The sequence below is a fragment of the Halotalea alkalilenta DSM 17697 genome, assembly GCF_000621205.1.
In the GTDB taxonomy this organism is placed as follows: Bacteria; Pseudomonadota; Gammaproteobacteria; order Pseudomonadales; family Halomonadaceae; genus Halotalea; species Halotalea alkalilenta.
Genome location: NZ_JHYY01000025.1, coordinates 100244 through 116477, shown reverse-complemented (window position 1 = coordinate 116477; position 16234 = coordinate 100244). Strand labels below are relative to the sequence as shown.

14 protein-coding genes are annotated in these 16234 nt (G+C 63.7%); 12 read left to right on the top strand and 2 right to left on the bottom strand.

Features of this window, described 5'->3' with window-relative positions; genetic code table 11:
- Positions 1-25: 25 nt before the first annotated feature.
- A complete protein-coding gene (locus Q376_RS0105545) occupies positions 26-2737 on the bottom strand; it encodes a [protein-PII] uridylyltransferase (RefSeq protein WP_027349476.1) in 2712 nt (903 codons plus the stop codon).
- 65 nt (positions 2738-2802) lie between these two features.
- Entirely contained in the window at positions 2803-3600 is a 798-nt protein-coding gene (gene map / locus Q376_RS0105540; RefSeq protein ID WP_027349475.1) for a type I methionyl aminopeptidase, read from the bottom strand.
- Positions 3601-4019: 419 nt separating this feature from the next.
- Between map and rpsB the strand changes: the two genes are divergently transcribed.
- From rpsB to lpxA, 12 genes are all read left to right on the top strand, one after another.
- Positions 4020-4751 (top strand): 30S ribosomal protein S2, encoded by a 732-nt coding sequence (rpsB, locus tag Q376_RS0105535; protein WP_027349474.1) that lies wholly within the window; start codon positions 4020-4022, stop codon positions 4749-4751.
- Between the two features lie 215 nt (positions 4752-4966).
- Entirely contained in the window at positions 4967-5836 is an 870-nt protein-coding gene (tsf, locus tag Q376_RS0105530; protein ID WP_027349473.1) for a translation elongation factor Ts, read from the top strand.
- Between the two features lie 172 nt (positions 5837-6008).
- The gene (pyrH, locus tag Q376_RS0105525; protein WP_027349472.1) at positions 6009-6746 is read left to right on the top strand and encodes a UMP kinase; all 738 of its coding nucleotides are present in this window, start codon (positions 6009-6011) and stop codon (positions 6744-6746) included.
- 83 nt (positions 6747-6829) lie between these two features.
- A complete protein-coding gene (gene frr, locus Q376_RS0105520; protein ID WP_027349471.1) occupies positions 6830-7387 on the top strand; it encodes a ribosome recycling factor in 558 nt (185 codons plus the stop codon).
- Positions 7388-7396: 9 nt separating this feature from the next.
- Positions 7397-8167: a polyprenyl diphosphate synthase gene (gene uppS / locus Q376_RS0105515; protein WP_052364982.1), complete on the top strand. Its 771-nt coding sequence runs from the start codon at positions 7397-7399 to the stop codon at positions 8165-8167.
- Positions 8160-8960, top strand: a complete 801-nt coding sequence (locus Q376_RS0105510; RefSeq protein ID WP_027349469.1) for a CDP-archaeol synthase — start codon at positions 8160-8162, stop codon at positions 8958-8960. The genes uppS and Q376_RS0105510 overlap by 8 nt, the downstream gene beginning before the upstream one ends.
- Positions 8961-8994: 34 nt before the next feature.
- Complete coding sequence (gene rseP, locus Q376_RS0105505; RefSeq protein WP_027349468.1) at positions 8995-10338, top strand: RIP metalloprotease RseP; 1344 nt, start codon at positions 8995-8997, stop codon at positions 10336-10338.
- A gap of 217 nt (positions 10339-10555) precedes the next feature.
- The gene (gene bamA, locus Q376_RS0105500; RefSeq protein WP_155834165.1) at positions 10556-12889 is read left to right on the top strand and encodes an outer membrane protein assembly factor BamA; all 2334 of its coding nucleotides are present in this window, start codon (positions 10556-10558) and stop codon (positions 12887-12889) included.
- Positions 12890-12973: 84 nt separating this feature from the next.
- A complete protein-coding gene (locus Q376_RS0105495) occupies positions 12974-13480 on the top strand; it encodes an OmpH/Skp family outer membrane protein (protein WP_027349466.1) in 507 nt (168 codons plus the stop codon).
- Positions 13481-13561: 81 nt separating this feature from the next.
- The gene (gene lpxD, locus Q376_RS0105490; protein ID WP_027349465.1) at positions 13562-14590 is read left to right on the top strand and encodes a UDP-3-O-(3-hydroxymyristoyl)glucosamine N-acyltransferase; all 1029 of its coding nucleotides are present in this window, start codon (positions 13562-13564) and stop codon (positions 14588-14590) included.
- A 371-nt stretch (positions 14591-14961) separates the two neighbouring features.
- On the top strand, positions 14962-15405 hold the full coding sequence (gene fabZ, locus Q376_RS0105485) for a 3-hydroxyacyl-ACP dehydratase FabZ (protein ID WP_027349464.1): 444 nt from the start codon (positions 14962-14964) through the stop codon (positions 15403-15405).
- A complete protein-coding gene (lpxA, locus tag Q376_RS0105480) occupies positions 15402-16169 on the top strand; it encodes an acyl-ACP--UDP-N-acetylglucosamine O-acyltransferase (protein ID WP_027349463.1) in 768 nt (255 codons plus the stop codon). The genes fabZ and lpxA overlap by 4 nt, the downstream gene beginning before the upstream one ends.
- Positions 16170-16234: the final 65 nt, after the last annotated feature.

The window sequence follows — 16234 nt, the reverse complement described above, 5'->3', positions numbered from 1 at the left end:
CAAATAACCGCGCGTCCGCCGTCGCTCAAACCTCGGCGTCGAGCACCTCGCAGAGCTGGCTGATCAGCCGCTGCTTGAACGCTTCGTCGTAGATCGGTTGTTCATTGGCGTCGGTGATGAAGAATACGTCCTCGACGCGCTCGCCGAAGGTGGCGATCTTGGCCGCTGAGATCGAGATCCCGAATTCCATGAATATCCGGCCCACCCTGGCGAGCAGCCCGGGCCGGTCGGCGGCGATCAGCTCAAGCACGCTGCCCTGGTGGAGCGCGTCGTATTCGAGGGTGACCCGGGTCGGTACCCTGAAGTGCTTGAGCTGGCGAGAGGTATGCCGGCTGGCGATGCGCGGGTACTCTTCGGGGTCGATCAGGCTTTCGACCAGCACGTCATGGATATGGCGCAGCCGCCCTGGGTCGCGGATCGGCTGGTCATTGGCGTCGAGCAGGATGAAGGCATTGAGCGTCCAGCCGTCCAGCGTGGTGACGATCCTTGCGTCGTGGATCGAGACGTCGAGCTGACCGAAGGCGGCGACGGTGGCGGCGAACAGGTTGGCCACCGCGCGGGTGTGGATGAAGACCTTGGTGCCGCCGTCGACCATCTCTTCGGTGGGAGCGCTGATCAGCACCAGCGGCCGCGAGGGATCCTGGATCATGCCGAGGGTCTGCCAGGCGATGTCGCTCGGCGAGTAGGTGAGGAAGTAGTCCTCGCCGAAGCGTTCCCAGCGCCTCTCGACCTCGGCCAGGTCGGCGTTCATGCCGCGCAGCAGCGCATAGGCCTCCTGGCGGGTGTCGTCGATCCACTCGGCGCGGTCGAACGGCTGCTCCAGGCCTCGGCGTAGCGCGCGGCGCGCTTCGCTATGCAGCTGGCGCAGCAGCGCCGAGCGCCAGCCGTTCCAGAGCGTCGGATTGGTGGCGTCGATGTCGGCGACGGTGAGCAGGTAGAGATAGTCGAGATGGATTTCGTTATGCACCACCAGCGCGAATTCGCGGATCACGTCGGGCTCGGCGAGGTCGCGCTTCTGCGCGGTCTGGGACATCAGCAGATGGTGCTCCACCAGCCAAGTGACCAGCTGGGTATCGCGTCGGGAGAGTCCGTGACGCTCGCAGAACTGGCGCGCATCGACCGCGCCGAGCTGGGAATGGTCTCCCCCTCGCCCTTTGCCGAGATCGTGGAACAGGCCAGCGATCCATAGGATCTCGAGCTTCGGCAGGTGACGCGCCAGCTCGTAGGCGAGCGGGAAGTCGCGCTGAGCGGCGCGCCCGCGGAAGCTCTGCATGCGGTCGAGCACGCGCAGGGTATGGGCGTCGACGGTATAGATGTGGAACAGGTCGTACTGCATCAGACCGATGATCCGGCCGAATTCCGGCAGGTACTTGCCGAGCACCCCATAGCGCGCCATCAGTGCCAGCTGACGGGCGACGTCGCCGCCGCTGCGCAAAAGCTCCATGAACAGGCTCTGGTGGCGCACGTCGTCGCGGAAGGCATCGTCGATCAGGTGGCGGTGCTCGCGGATCAGCCGGATCGTCTCGGCGCGCACCCCTTCGATCTCGGGGTGCTGGGCCATCAGTACGAAGAGTTCGAGCAGGGCGCCTGGACGTCGCTTGAACACGTTGGGGTGACGGGCCTGGATATGGCGGGCGTAGACCTCGAAACGATTGTTGAGGACGCGAATATCGGGTGGCTGCTCGGCCTGGAGAATGCACTCGGAAAAGTGCTGCAGCAGCATGTCGTTGAGCTCGGCCATCGTCGTCACCACCCGGTAGTAGCGGCGCATCAGCTGTTCGATGGCGAGACTGTCGGGTTGGTCCCGATAGCCGAGCATCGTTGCGATCGTCTTCTGATGATCGAACAGCAGGCGGTCCTCGGCGCGGTGGGTGAGCTCGTGGAGGGCGTAGCGCAGCTGCCACAGGAATGCCTGGCCCTGGCTGTAGATGCGCAGGTCCGAGTCGGTCATGAAGCCGCGCTCGACGATCTCCTCGATCAGCGGGGCGCCGAAGTGGCGCTTGGCCACCCATCCGATCATCTGCAGGTCGCGCAGGCCGCCGGGCGAGCTCTTGAGATTCGGCTCGAGGCTGTATTCGGAGTTGTTGAACTTGCGGTGGCGGGTGACCTGCTCCTGCCATTTGCCGGCGAAGAAAGCATCCGATGGCCACATCTGGTCCGGCGCCGTGAGCCTGCGCATTTCATCGCGCAGCCGCTCGGGTCCGATCAGCGTCCGGGTCTCGAGCAGGTTGGTGATCACCGTGATGTCGCTTCTGGCCTCGTCGACGCACTCCGCGACGGTTCTCACGCTATGGCCGATCTCGAGGCCGATGTCCCAGAGCAGCGTGATCAGCTGGGACAGCGGCTCGCGATAGGGGGCGTCATCGGGATCGCCGAGCAGGAACAGCAGATCGATATCGGAGTGGGGGTGTAGCTCTCCGCGGCCATAGCCGCCCACCGCCAGCAGCGCGATGCCCTCGAGGCTCTCCGGCCAGCGCACCCGTTCCCAGGCAAGGGTGAGGATGCGGTCCATTCCCCAGGCGCGACCATGGACCAGGTTGCGAATGTCCTCGCCCTGGTGGAAGCGAGCGTCTAGGGTCGACGACATATCGCCCAGCGCCTGCTTGAAGGCGGCGATATGGCCTGCGGTGGTGCAGGTCGAGCCCCGTTCGGCATCCAGTGCGGCGAGGCGGGCGCGTAGCCCGGCTTCGTCGAGCAGGCTCGGGTCGGGCCTGAAGCGGTAATGGTGCAGCAGCATGGGCGTCGGTGGTTCTCGGCTCGGATTGGCGGTCTCGCAGGCTCAGCCCGCGCAGTCGTCGCGGTTCAGGCGTACTCGCCGCCGAGGAATGAGAGATCCTCGTCTTCACGCTTGGTGGTGACGATCACGCCGTCGGCGCTGACGATCAGCGTGTGTTCCCACTGTGCGGAAAGACTCTTGTCGCGAGTCACCGCGGTCCAGCCATCGCGCAGCACCTTGGTCGCCCAGCCGCCCGCGTTGATCATCGGCTCGACGGTCAGGCACATGCCTTCCTCGAGGACCGCGTCGGTACGCTCGTCGTAGCCGTCATAATGCAGCACCTGGGGGTCCTGGTGGAATTCCTTACCGATGCCGTGGCCGCAGAAGTCCCGCACGACGCTGTAGCCGTTGCTCTCGGCGTGGCGCTGGATGACCCGGCCGATCTCGGAGAGCCGGGTACCGGCGCGCATCACCTTCATCGCCTCGTAGAGGCACTCCTGGGTGATGCGCGACAGCCGCTCTCCCTTGATGTTTTCGCCGACGAAGTACATCGCGCTGGTATCACCGTAGAAGCCGTCTTTGATGATCGTCACGTCGATGTTGAGGATGTCGCCGCGCTTGAGCTTCTTGCCGAAATCAGGGATGCCGTGGCAGACCACGTGGTTGAGCGAGATGCAGGTGGCGTGCTGGTAGCCGTGGTAGCCGATGGTCGCCGATACGCAGTCGAGATCGTCTTCGATGTAGCGATGGCACAGCCGGTCGAGCTCGCCGGTCGAGATGCCTGGCTGGACATGGGGCGCGATCATTTCCAGCACTTTGGCGGCGAGGCGTCCGGCGATCCGCAGCTTGGCGATCTCCTCCGGGGTATAGATAGGAATGTTCATGGGGTTGGGTGGACTTCTCTGCTGACTGGGTCGGTGGGAAGGGGCATGGCGCTTCTTCCGGATCACACTTGGGGCTACAAGGATAAAGCCTCGCTGGGGTGGCGAACACCCTGCGGTGGGAAGCCGGTTTGGCGAGGGCTGGAGGGGGTGGGCAGGCTTCTCTTGGCAGGCTGTATGTGATATAAAGCCGCGCCTGCTTGCGTATCGAAAATCTCGCTCGCAGGGGGCTCGTGGGGTATCCCGATAGGGATCTCCACTGCAGCCGCGTCGAGGTATGTGCGGCTGCGCCAAAGTAACCGCGTGCTCGCGCACGCAATCAAAACGACACCACACACGTACCGTCACATGGTCCCGGGTGCCGCTTAGCGGTCGGATCCATGGGGTGCGTGGAGGCGTAACCCGATCCAAGGAGAAGTTCCATGGCAGTAAAAATGATCGACCTGCTCAAGGCTGGTGCGCACTTCGGCCACCAGACCAAATACTGGAACCCGAAGATGAGCAAGTACATCTTCGGTGCGCGTAACAAGATTCACATCATCAACCTCGAGCATACCCTGCCGGCGCTGAACGAAGCCGTCTCGGTGGTCGAGAAGATGGCGTCGAGCAACAACAAGATCCTGTTTGTCGGCACCAAGCGCGCAGCAAGCAAAATCATCGCCGAAGAGGCGGTCCGGGTGGGTCAGCCGTTCGTCAACCACCGCTGGCTGGGCGGCATGCTGACCAACTACAAGACCATTCGTCAGTCGATCAAGCGCCTGCGCGAGCTCGAGCAGATGCACGAAGACGGTACCTTCGACAAGCTGACCAAGAAAGAGGTCCTGATGGCGACCCGCGAGCAGCAGAAGCTCGAGCGTTCCATCGGCGGCATCAAGAACATGGGTGGCCTGCCCGACGCGCTGTTCGTCATCGACGTCGACCACGAGCGCATCGCGATCAACGAAGCCAACAAGCTCGGCATCCCGGTGATCGGTGTGGTCGACAGCAACTCCGATCCGGACGGCGTCGACTACGTCATCCCCGGTAACGATGACTCGATCCGCGCGATCCAGATCTACGTCCAGGCGATCGCAGACGCTTGCGCCAAGGCGAAGGAAGGTCGTCCCGACGAGTTCGTCGAGGTCGAAGAGGCTGCGGCTTCCGCTTCCGAGTGATGCCGTCGGTCGCAATGCCTTGCCCGCCATCCCGATAGGGTGAGGTGAGCGAAGGCTCGAGGGGGCCGCGGCCCCCTTTTGCATACCTGAGTCGCCGTTTCGGGCGCAGGCCTTGCGCGAACGGTGCCCTCTTCGAGGGCCTCGGACCCCCATTCAACGCAGACCGGACGTGTTCGACACGGGTCGGTCGAGAGACAACCACGGAGAATCTGGACATGGCAGCTATCAGCGCTTCTATGGTCAAAGAACTGCGCGAGCGCACCGGGCTCGGCATGATGGAGTGCAAGAAGGCGCTCCAGGAAGCCGATGGCGACATCGAGCTTGCGATCGACAACCTGCGCAAGAACGCTGGGCTCAAGTCGGCCAAGAAGGCCGGGCGCATCGCCGCCGAAGGCGCGATCGTCACCCGTACCGCCGAGGACGCGAGCCTTGCGGTGCTGCTCGAAGTCAACTCCGAGACCGACTTCGTTTCGCGCGACGACAACTTCAAGGGCTTCGCCCAGCGCGTCGTCGACCGCGTGTTCGAGACCAAGAACCAGGACATCGCCTCGCTGATGGAAGGCGAGCTCGAAGATGCTCGCAGCCAGCTGGTGCAGAAGATCGGTGAGAACATCAGCGTTCGTCGCGCCGCGGTGATCGAAGCGCCGGAAGGTGGCAAGGTCGGTGCCTATGTGCACGGCGACCGGATCGGTGCCGTCGTGGTGCTCAAAGGCGGCAGCGAAGAAGTCGCGCGCGACATCGCGATGCACGTGGCCGCGATCAACCCAGCGGTAGCGCTTCCCGAAGACATGCCGCAGGAGAAGCTCGACCACGAGAAGTCGATCATCCTGGCGCAGCCCGACATGGCCGGCAAGCCTGCCGAGATCGCCGAGAAGATGGTCCTGGGACGGTTGAAGAAGTATCTGGCCGAGAACAGCCTGGTCGCTCAGCCGTTCGTCAAGGATCCGAACCAGACCGTCGCCGAGTACGCCAAGCAGGCGGGTGGCGAGGTGGTCTCGTTCGTGCGCTTCGAAGTCGGTGAAGGTATCGAGAAAGAAGAAGTCGACTTCGCCAAGGAAGTCATGGAGCAGGCGCGGCGCAGCTGAGCCTGGCTCAAAACCGCGTATTTCCATGCCGCTGCGCTGGCGCGGCACGGAGATTGTATCGACAATGGCGTGCGTTCGCGCACGCCATTGCGTGTCCGGCACTTGGTGACGAGCGTCGGTACGCGGGCCATATCCCTCCCTCCATCTCATCCGTCCGCCCAGGAGAGTGTCAATGTCCATCCCCAACGACCGCAACGCCAAGTACAAGCGAATCCTGCTGAAGCTATCCGGCGAGGCCCTGATGGGCGAGCTGGACTTCGGCATCGATCCCAAGGTGCTCGATCGGATGGCGCTGGAGATCGGTCAGTTGGTCGGCATAGGCGTGCAGGTCGGGCTGGTGATCGGCGGCGGCAACCTGTTTCGCGGCGCCGCGCTCAGCGCCGCTGGCATGGATCGAGTGACCGGTGATCACATGGGCATGCTCGCCACGGTGATGAACGGCCTGGCGATGCGTGACGCGCTCGAGCGCGCCAGCATCCGTTCGCGGGTGATGTCGGCGATCCCGATGAGCGGGGTGGTCGAGCACTACGATCGCCGCACCGCGATCCGCTACCTGACCTCCGGTGATGTGGTGATCTTCTCCGCGGGCACCGGCAATCCCTTCTTCACCACCGATTCGGCGGCCTGCCTGCGCGGTATCGAGATCGATGCCAACGTGGTGATCAAGGCGACCAAAGTCGATGGCGTCTACGATTGCGACCCGGTGAAGCATCCCAATGCGGTAAAATACGATCGTCTCGATTACGATGCGGTGCTCGATCAGAAGCTCGGCGTGATGGATTTGACCGCCATCTGCCTGGTGCGGGACCATGACATGCCGGTGCGCGTGTTCGACATGACCAAGCCAGGTGCGCTGCTCAACCTGGTGATGGGCGGCAAGGAAGGCACGCTGATCGATCGCGGCGAGTGAGCGGCGGGGCGGTTGCCCCGGTCGAGAGTAAAGCGGGCGGTGAAGCGCCGTCCGATACATCTTAGGTTCAGAGGGAAGTCTCCGTGATCAACGACATTCACAAGGACGCCGAGACGCGGATGCAGAAGAGCGTCGAGTCCATGCGCTCCGCGTTCCAGAAGATTCGCACCGGACGTGCCCACCCGAGTCTGCTCGAGGCGATCAAGGTCGACTACTACGGCAGCGAGGTGCCGATCACCCAGGTTGCCAACGTCAACGTGGAGGATGCCCGTACGCTCGCCGTGGTGCCATGGGAGAAAGCGATGGTGCCGAAGGTCGAGAAGGCGATCCTGACCTCCGATCTCGGGCTCAACCCTTCGAGCGCCGGTACGGTGATCCGCGTGCCGATGCCGCCGCTGACCGAGGAAACCCGACGCAGCTATACCCGCCAGGCGCGTGCCGAGGCCGAGCAGGGCAAGGTAGCGGTGCGCAACGTGCGCCGTGATGCCAACGGTGATGTCAAAGCGCTGCTCAAGGAGAAGGAGATTTCCGAGGACGAGGCTCGCCAGTCCGAGGATACGATCCAGAAGCTGACCGACAAGTACATCGCTGAGATCGATCAGCTGCTCGAGCAGAAAGAACACGACCTGATGCAGGTCTGACGCTCGCACATGTCCCCAACCATGACCTCGAACACTTCGAACGTCCGCGCCCAGGGCCCAGTGCCGCGACACGTCGCGGTGATCATGGATGGCAACAACCGCTGGGCCCGCTCGCGTGGACTCTCCGGTGTGCGTGGGCATCACGCTGGCGTCGAAGCGGTGCGCGCGGTGGTACGCCGCGCGGCCGAGCGCGGTGTCGAAGCGATGACGCTGTTCGCCTTCTCCAGCGAGAACTGGAAGCGCCCCGCCACCGAAGTGAGCGCCTTGATGGAGCTGTTCGTGCTGGCGCTCAAGCGCGAGGTGGGCAAGCTCAACCGCAACAACATCCGCCTTTCGGTGATCGGCGATCGCGCCCGTCTGCACCCCTCGCTGGTCAAGCTGATCGATGGCGCCGAGCGCAAGACCCGCGACAACGACGGCATGCACCTGTTCATCGCGGTCAACTACGGCGGTCGTTGGGACATCGCCGAGGCTACCCGCCGGCTGGCCGAGCGGGTGGCGCGAGGCGAGCTGGATCCTGGGGAGATCGATGAGGCGATGATCTCCCACGAGCTCGACAGCGGTGACGTCCCCGATGTCGATCTGTGCATCCGGACCAGTGGCGAGCAGCGCATCAGCAATTTCCTGCTCTGGCAGCTCGCCTACGCGGAGCTTTTTTTCTCCCCGCTCTATTGGCCGGATTTCGGTGCCGAGGCTTTCGACGAAGCGCTCGAGGCATTCGCTCAGCGCACGCGCCGTTTCGGCATGACCGATGAGCAGATCGAGGTACAGGGTGCTTAAACAACGTGTGTTGACCGCATTGGCGATCGGTCCCATTTCGCTGGTGCTGCTCTTTACCCTTGGTGGTGGCTGGTTCGCTTGTTTCGTCGGTGCGATCGTGGTGCTTTCCGCGTGGGAATGGGCCAACCTGGCCGGTTTCGGCGATAACCGCGAGCGTACGCTTTTTGCTCTTGCGATCTGTGTGGTGCTGTCGCTGGCCTGGTCGAGCGGCGTGGTCTGGCAGCGCTGGCCGCTGTGGCTGGCATTCTGGGGCTGGCTTTTGTGCTGCTACTGGGTGGTGCGCTATCCCGCGTCCGAGTCGCAGTGGAATGGCCGCGCGATGCGTCTGGCGATGGGCGTGGGGGCGCTGGTGCCATGCTGGATCGGATTGAACCAGCTGCGTGTCGAGCCGCTTTGGTTGCTCTACGTGCTGTTCGTCGTCTGGGGTGCCGATATCAGCGCCTATTTCGCTGGCCGCGCCTTCGGCGACCGCAAGCTGGCGCCGCGGGTCAGTCCGGGCAAGTCCTGGGCCGGGGTCTACGGTGGGCTTGCCGGCACCGCGGTACTGGCGGTGCTGATGGCGCTGATCGAGGGCCTTGGATTCGGCGAGTTCATCTGGCTCGTGATCGTCACCTGGATAGTCACCTTCGCCTCCGTGCTCGGCGATCTCTGCGAGAGCATGCTCAAGCGTCATCGCGGGCTCAAGGACTCGAGCCAATTGCTGCCTGGGCATGGCGGTATTCTCGATCGGGTCGACAGTCTCACCGCCGCGGTGCCGATCTTCGCCTTGCTGGCCCCTTGGGTCGGCAGTTGAGCGTTTCCGTGCTTTCGCCCGCTGAGGAAACACCATGAGTGCGCTGCAGAACATCCTTGCGGTCATCGTCGTACTCGGCGTATTGATCACGATCCACGAATTCGGCCACTTCTGGGTAGCGCGTCGCTGTGGCGTCAAGGTGTTGCGCTTCTCGGTCGGATTCGGCAAGCCGCTGTGGTCGCGTACCGATCGGCACGGCACCGAGTTTCAGATCGCCGCGATCCCGCTCGGTGGCTACGTGAAGATGCTCGACGAGCGCGAGGGCAACGTCCCGGAGGAGGAGCTCCATCGCGCTTTCAACCGCAAGAGCGTCTATCGGCGGATCGCCATCGTCGCGGCAGGCCCGGTGGCCAACTTCCTGCTCGCGATCGTCGCCTACTGGGCGCTGTTCATCTACGGTACCAGCGTGGTGGCGCCGGTGGTCGGCACCGTCGCGCCCGGCTCTCCCGCAGAGCTTGGCGGGCTGCGCGGTGGCGAGGAGATCGTTCGGGTCGAGGGGCATCCGACCCCCTCCTGGCAGGAGGTCAGTCTCAAGCTGATCGGGGAGATCGGTCGCAATGGCTCTTTGCTGATCGATACCGCCGACGGCGGAGAACATCGGCTGCCGGTACAGGCGTACATGGTGCGCCAGGACCCGCCGAGTCCGCTCGAAACCCTTGGCATCACTCCTTGGCAGCCGCCTATCGAAGCGCGCTTGGGGCAGGTGCTCGCCGATGGTCCCGCGGCGCAGGCCGGGCTCGAGACCGGCGATCGAGTGCTCGCAGTCGACGGCGAGCCGATCGATGACTGGAACGTGCTGGTCGAGCGCGTGCGGGCGTCGAGTGGACGGACATTGAGCCTCGATGTGGAGAGCCAGGCCGGTGTGCAGCGCAGCATCGAGCTGACGCCGCAGCCGCGTGAGCTCGACGGCGGCGAGACGATCGGCTATATCGGCGCGGCGGCGGTTGCGCCCGAGTGGCCGGCCGAGTACCTGCGCGAGATTCGCTATTCGCCGTTCGCGGCGCTGCCCCAGGCCGTGGGCAAGACCTGGGAGATGACCTGGCTGACCGTCGACTCCATCCGCAAGATGGTGGTGGGCCTGATCTCGCCGAGCAATCTCTCGGGACCCGTGACCATCGCCCGTGTGGCGGGGGATTCGGCACGCAGCGGCGTCGAAACCTTCGTTGGTTTCCTCGCCTATCTGTCGATCAGCCTTGGGGTGCTCAACCTGTTGCCCATCCCGGTGCTCGACGGCGGCCATCTTCTCTACTTCATCATCGAGGCCGTGCGCGGCCGCCCGGTTTCCGAGCGAGTACAGCTCGCCGGGCTCAAGGTCGGCGTGGTATTGATCGGCACGCTGATGGTGATGGCGCTCTACTTCGACCTGCTGCGTCTTTGAACCGCTCGCCGCACGCCTTCCGGTATCCAGCAAGGCCTGCGGCGCAGCGGGTTGGAACCTCTGATGATCCTGGATCGTGGAAGCTTTCGCCCGCGCTTGTCAGGTGGGGGGGCTTGTGTATAAGGTGCCTGTGCACGATGGAGGGCCGCTCGCCGGTCCAGCGGCGTGTTCGGCGGCAGGATCTTGAAAAGCGACCCGAAAGAAGCGAAATGACGGCATGAAGATAAAGACCCTCGGTTTGGCAGTATGGTTGCTTGGCAGCTCCCAGGTGGCGTTCGCTGCGTCTTTCGAAGTTTCGGACATTCGCGTGGAGGGGCTGCAACGGGTGTCGGCCGGGACGGTCTTCAACGTGCTTCCGTTCACCGCTCGCCAGACCATCGACGAGAACGCACTGAGCAGCGCCGGACAGGCGCTGTTCCGCACCGGGCTGTTCGACGACGTGAGTTTCGATCGCGACGGCAATGTGCTGGTGGTCAGGGTTCAGGAACGGCCCTCTATCGCTCAGATCAACATCACCGGCAATCGTCAGATATCCACCGACGACCTGCGCAAAGGCTTGAACCAGACCGGGATCAGCGAAGGTCAGGTGCTGCAGCGCTCCACCCTCGAAGAGGTCCAGCGCGAGCTCGAGCAGGTCTATCAGGGCCAGGGACGCTACAACGCGAGAATCACCACCTCGGTGGTCAACCTCGACAGCAACCGCGCCCAGGTCAACATCAACATCGACGAAGGCGCGGTCGCCCGGATCCAGCAGATCAACCTGGTCGGCAACCATGCCTTCAGCGATGACGAGCTGCGGCGCCAGTTCGAGCTCGCCGACAAGCCGGGCTGGTTCTTCGGCTGGTTCTCGAGCGATCGCTACTCGCGCGAAGCGCTCACCGGCGATCTCGATCGCCTGCGCGCTTTCTATCTCGACCGCGGCTACGTCAATTTCAACATCACATCGACCCAGGTCTCGATCAGCCCCGACAAGTCGGCGATCTACGTCACCGTCAACCTCGACGAAGGCGATCGCTACACGATCGACAAGATCAACTTCGCCGGCTCGCTCGAGATGAGCGAGGAGCGGGCCCGCTCGCTGGTGACCGCCCAGCCGGGGCAGGTATTCAACCAGTCGCTGCTGACCCAGTCCTCCGAGGCACTGCGCCAGGCGCTCGGCAACGAGGGCTTCACCTTCGCCAACGTGGACGCGGTTCCCCGGGTCAACGAAAACGGCGATACGGTAGATGTCACCTTCAATGTCGACCCGGGCCAGCGCGCCTACGTGCGGCGGGTCAACTTCAAAGGCAATACCACCACCGCGGACGAGGTCCTGCGCCGGGAACTGGTGCAGATGGAGGGCGCTCCCGCGTCGACGGAGAACATCCGCCAGTCGCAGGAGCGGCTGCAGCGCCTGGGCTTCTTCAGCCAGGTCGATGTCGAGACCACACCGGTGGCCGGTGAGTCCGACCAGCTCGACGTCAACTACAACGTCACCGAGCAGCCCTCCGGCAGCATCTCGGCGAGCGTCGGCTTCGCCCAGTCCGAAGGGATCATCTACGGCGCGTCGCTTTCGCAGAGCAACTTCCTCGGCAGTGGCAACCGGGTCGACATCGGTGCCCAGAGGAGCGATTACTACACCAGCCTGCGCTTCAGCTTCACTGACCCCTACTGGACGCTGAGCGGGATCTCGCGCGGCTACGATGTCTACTACCGTAGTACCGATTACGAAGACTCCGATATCTCGACCTATTCGAGCGACGCCATCGGCGGCGGGATCAACTTCGGCTACCCGATCAGCGATCTCTCGCGGCTCAACTTCGGGCTCGGCGTCGAGCACCTGACCCTCGACACCTACACCGATACGCCGGAAGAGATCTACCACTATGTCCAGAACGAAGGCGATACCTTCGACAGCTACAAGCTGACCACCAGTTGGACACGCAACAACCTCAACCGCGGTGTGCTGCCGACCAGCGGTAGCTACCAGCAGGTCTCGCTCGAGGCGGCCGGACCCGGCAGCGACGCGGAGTACTACAAGCTGCGCTATCGCGGACAGAAGCTGTTCGAGCTGAACCCTGAGTGGGCGCTCAAGTTCCGCACCGAGCTGGGCTACGCCGACAGCTATGGCGACACCGACGTCTATCCGTTCTTCGAGAACTTCTATTCCGGTGGCCTGGGCTCGGTTCGCGGCTTCAGGAGCAACACCATCGGTGAGCGGACCACGGCTCGCGGCGATGGCGACAACGATACCCTGGGCGGCAACATCCTGGTCGAGGGTTCGGCCGAGCTTATCTTCCCGCTTCCGTTCATCGAGGATCGCCGCCAGATGCAGAGTTCGTTCTTCCTCGATACCGGCAGTACCTACCTGAGCGACTGCTATGCAACGGGCGATGGCGATTCCCAGTGCAATTCTGGTATCGATCTGGGCGAGCTGCGCTACTCAGTGGGTGTCGGGCTCTCGTGGCTGACCCCGGTAGGACCGCTGACCTTCAGTCTGGCACAGCCGCTGAACAAGAAAAGCGACGATGAGTCACAGGTATTCCAGTTCTCGCTGGGACAAACGTTCTGATTCGGGTGAAATCCCGACGACATTTCACGACTCGGCACGGGCGCGATGCGCGCCTTTGTCTTCGCGTCATTCAGGAGTAGAGATATGCGTAAGTTGACCCTGGCTCTCGGCGTCGCCGCGGCACTCGGTTCGGCCTCGATGGCTGCCCAGGCCGCCGACGTCGCGGTGATCGACTGGCAGCAGGCGCTGCTCGAGACCCAGTCCGCGCAGCAGTCGATGAACCAGCTGCGTAACCAGCTCGGCAACAAGCCGCAGCAGGTGCAGGCGCTCGGCCAGGAGCTCCAGCAGCTCCAGCAGCGGCTGCAGCGCGATGGCGCGACGCTCTCCGAGGCTGAGCGCAACAACCTGATCCAGCAGTTGCAGACCAAGGGTGGGCAGTACCAGCAGCAGCGCGGCGAACTCGAAGAGGCGCGCGCCAACCAGGAGCAGCAGTTCCTCGAACAGGCGCGTCCCCGTCTCGACCGTGCGATCCAGCAGGTGGTACAGCGCCACCAGGTCAAGGTACTCGTCGACCGCAACAGTGTAGTCTATGCCGACGACGCGCTGGATCTGACCAGCGAAGTCACCGCGGCGTATAATGCCGGCAACTAATCGACGTCGAGCTGTGGCGCACCCACGAAGAACCGGGCACGCGACCGTTTCGTCGTTGCCCGGATGCTCTAACGGATGGACATGAAAAAGACCGCCACGATCGGTTTGTCACTGAACGAATTGGCCTCCCTCTCCGGCGCCACGCTGCGAGGCGACGGCGAGCGTCGGGTGACCGGGTTCGCGACTTTGGTCGATGCCGGACCCGACGACATCGCCTTCCTCGCCAATCCGGCCTATCTCAAGCATCTCGCCGGTACCCGCGCGGCTGCGGTACTGCTGCGGCCCGAGCACGTCGAGGCTTGCCCGACCAATGCGCTGGTGCTGGACAACCCCTATCTCGGCTACGCGAGGCTCTCGAGCTGTTTCGATCGCTTCGCCCGTGCCACCGAGGGCGGGGTGCATCCGACCGCGGTGATCAGCGAGAGCGCGGTGCTGGGCGAGGGGGTCTCGGTCGGTCCCCAGGTGGTGATCGGTGATCATGTCCGCATCGGCGCGCGGGTGAGGATCGGCGCCGGCTGTGTGATCGGAGACGATTGCGAGATCGGCGAAGATGGCCTGCTGCATGCCAACGTGACCCTTTATCACGGCGTGATGGTGGGGGCTCGTGTGATCATCCACAGCAGCGCGGTGTTGGGCGGAGACGGCTTCGGGTTCGCCCACGACGGTCGCGGCTGGCAGAAGATCGCCCAGATCGGTGGCGTGGTGGTGGGGGACGACGTCGAGATCGGCAGCTGCACCAGCATCGATCGCGGGGCGCTCGGCGATACCGTGATCGGCAATGACGTCAAGATCGACAGCCAAGTGCAGATCGCCCACAACGTCCACATCGGCGACCACAGCGCGCTGGCCGGCTGTGTCGGTATCGCAGGCTCCACCCGAGTGGGGCGCGGCTGCCTGCTGGGCGGCGGCGTTGGCCTGGCTGGTCATCTCGAGATCGCCGATCGGGTCCAGGTCACCGGCATGAGCCTGGTGACCAATTCGATTCTCGAACCCGGGGTCTACTCTTCCGGCACCGGGGCGATGCCCAATGCGCTGTGGCGCAAGAATGCGGTGCGCTTCAAGCAGCTCGACGCGCTGGCGCGCCGGGTGAGCAAGCTCGAGAAATCCTAGCGCTCGTCCGAGGGCCGCGATACAGGCGTTTTCAGGCGGCTCGCATCCGCTATGGCCGGGTCGATTCGATTGCGTGGCCGGGGTCGCCCTCGGCTCGAAGCATCGAAGAGTCGGCGGTCGCCACGCCCTGGGCGCTATGCCTGTCGAGAGCGGCGGGCAGGAGTGGCCGGAAGAACAACGATGCGCTTGCCGGGTTTTCCGGCGAAAACCGCCAGTGAGGTAGCGCTTGCGCCCTCCGGCTAGACGATCCGTGAACGCGCCCGGTCGTCGGGACGCTTCGCCTTGATCGGTCGAGGCGTCTCCTTCATCCGTCTGTCCGGAGGACAGACATTTCGCTATTCAAGAGGCGCGTGCCTCAGAGGTTTTTCTGCATGGTCATGGATATCAAGGAAATCCAGGAATATCTGCCCCACCGCTATCCGTTCCTGCTGGTCGACCGCGTCGTCGAACTGGAGATGGGCCGATACATCAAGGCCTATAAGAACGTGAGCGTCAATGAGTCGTTCTTCAACGGTCATTTTCCTGGCCATCCGATCATGCCGGGCGTGCTGATCACGGAAGCGCTGGCCCAGGCCGCTGGTATCCTTGGCTTCAAGACGGTCAACAAGCTGCCGCGAGATGGCTACATCTACTACTACGTCGGCAGCGACAACGTGCGCTTGAAGCGCCCGGTGTTCCCCGGTGACCAGCTCAGCCTGGAAGCCTGGATGGACAAGTCCCGCCGCGGTATCTGGAAATTCACCTGCCGCGCCCACGTGGGCGAAGAGCTGGTCTGCGAAGCCGATATCATCTGCGCAGAGAGGAAGATCGCTTGATCCATCCCACCGCCATCATCGATCCCAAGGCGCAGGTCGCGTCCGATGTCGAGATCGGCGCCTACAGCGTCATCGGTCCTGACGTCGTGATCGGCTCGGGATGCGTGATCTCGCCTCATGTAGTGATCAAGGGGCCGAGCGTCATCGGCACCAACAACCGTTTCTTCCAATTCGCCTCGATCGGCGAGGATTGCCAGGACAAGAAGTACCGCGGTGAACCGACCCGTCTCGAGATCGGCAATGACAACGTCTTCCGCGAGGGCGTGACCGTCCATCGTGGCACGGTGCAGGACCAGGGGCTGACCAGGATCGGCAGCGGCAACCTGTTCATGGCCTATTCCCACGTCGCCCACGACTGTGTGATCGGCGACAACTGCATCATGGCCAACCAGGCGACCCTCGGCGGCCACGTAGTGCTCGGCGATTATGCGATTCTCGGCGGTCTCGCCGCGGTCCACCAGTTCTGCCACATCGGCGCCCACGCGATGGTCGGTGGGCTGTCGGCGATCACCATGGACGTCGTCGCCTACGTGATGGTCAACGGCAACCCGGCGCATACGCATGGCATCAATGCCGAAGGGCTCAAGCGCCGCGGCTTCGACGCCGCGGCCATCGCGACCCTGCGTGACGCCTACAAGAAGGTGTTCCGCAGCCAGATGAAGCTTGCCGAAAGCATCGAAGCCCTCGAGCGCGAAACGCCCTCCGCTGCGCTCCAGGTGTTCATCGGTTCGCTGAAGAACTCATCGCGCGGCATCACCCGCTGAGCCCGAACCATGCCCCGGTGCCGGGGCATGGTGGCATCCCCTCCGATTTGGTGACGAGTCTGCGT

Excerpts from the sequence above, each read along its gene's own strand:
- Q376_RS0105545 (WP_027349476.1), bottom strand. The coding sequence starts at position 2,737 with ATGCTGCTGCACCATTACCGCTTCAGGCCCGACCCGAGCCTGCTCGAC.
- map (WP_027349475.1), bottom strand. The coding sequence starts at position 3,600 with ATGAACATTCCTATCTATACCCCGGAGGAGATCGCCAAGCTGCGGATC.
- rpsB (WP_027349474.1), top strand. The coding sequence starts at position 4,020 with ATGGCAGTAAAAATGATCGACCTGCTCAAGGCTGGTGCGCACTTCGGC.
- tsf (WP_027349473.1), top strand. The coding sequence starts at position 4,967 with ATGGCAGCTATCAGCGCTTCTATGGTCAAAGAACTGCGCGAGCGCACC.
- pyrH (WP_027349472.1), top strand. The coding sequence starts at position 6,009 with ATGTCCATCCCCAACGACCGCAACGCCAAGTACAAGCGAATCCTGCTG.
- uppS (WP_052364982.1), top strand. The coding sequence starts at position 7,397 with ATGTCCCCAACCATGACCTCGAACACTTCGAACGTCCGCGCCCAGGGC.
- rseP (WP_027349468.1), top strand. The coding sequence starts at position 8,995 with ATGAGTGCGCTGCAGAACATCCTTGCGGTCATCGTCGTACTCGGCGTA.
- bamA (WP_155834165.1), top strand. The coding sequence starts at position 10,556 with ATGAAGATAAAGACCCTCGGTTTGGCAGTATGGTTGCTTGGCAGCTCC.
- Q376_RS0105495 (WP_027349466.1), top strand. The coding sequence starts at position 12,974 with ATGCGTAAGTTGACCCTGGCTCTCGGCGTCGCCGCGGCACTCGGTTCG.
- lpxD (WP_027349465.1), top strand. The coding sequence starts at position 13,562 with ATGAAAAAGACCGCCACGATCGGTTTGTCACTGAACGAATTGGCCTCC.
- fabZ (WP_027349464.1), top strand. The coding sequence starts at position 14,962 with ATGGTCATGGATATCAAGGAAATCCAGGAATATCTGCCCCACCGCTAT.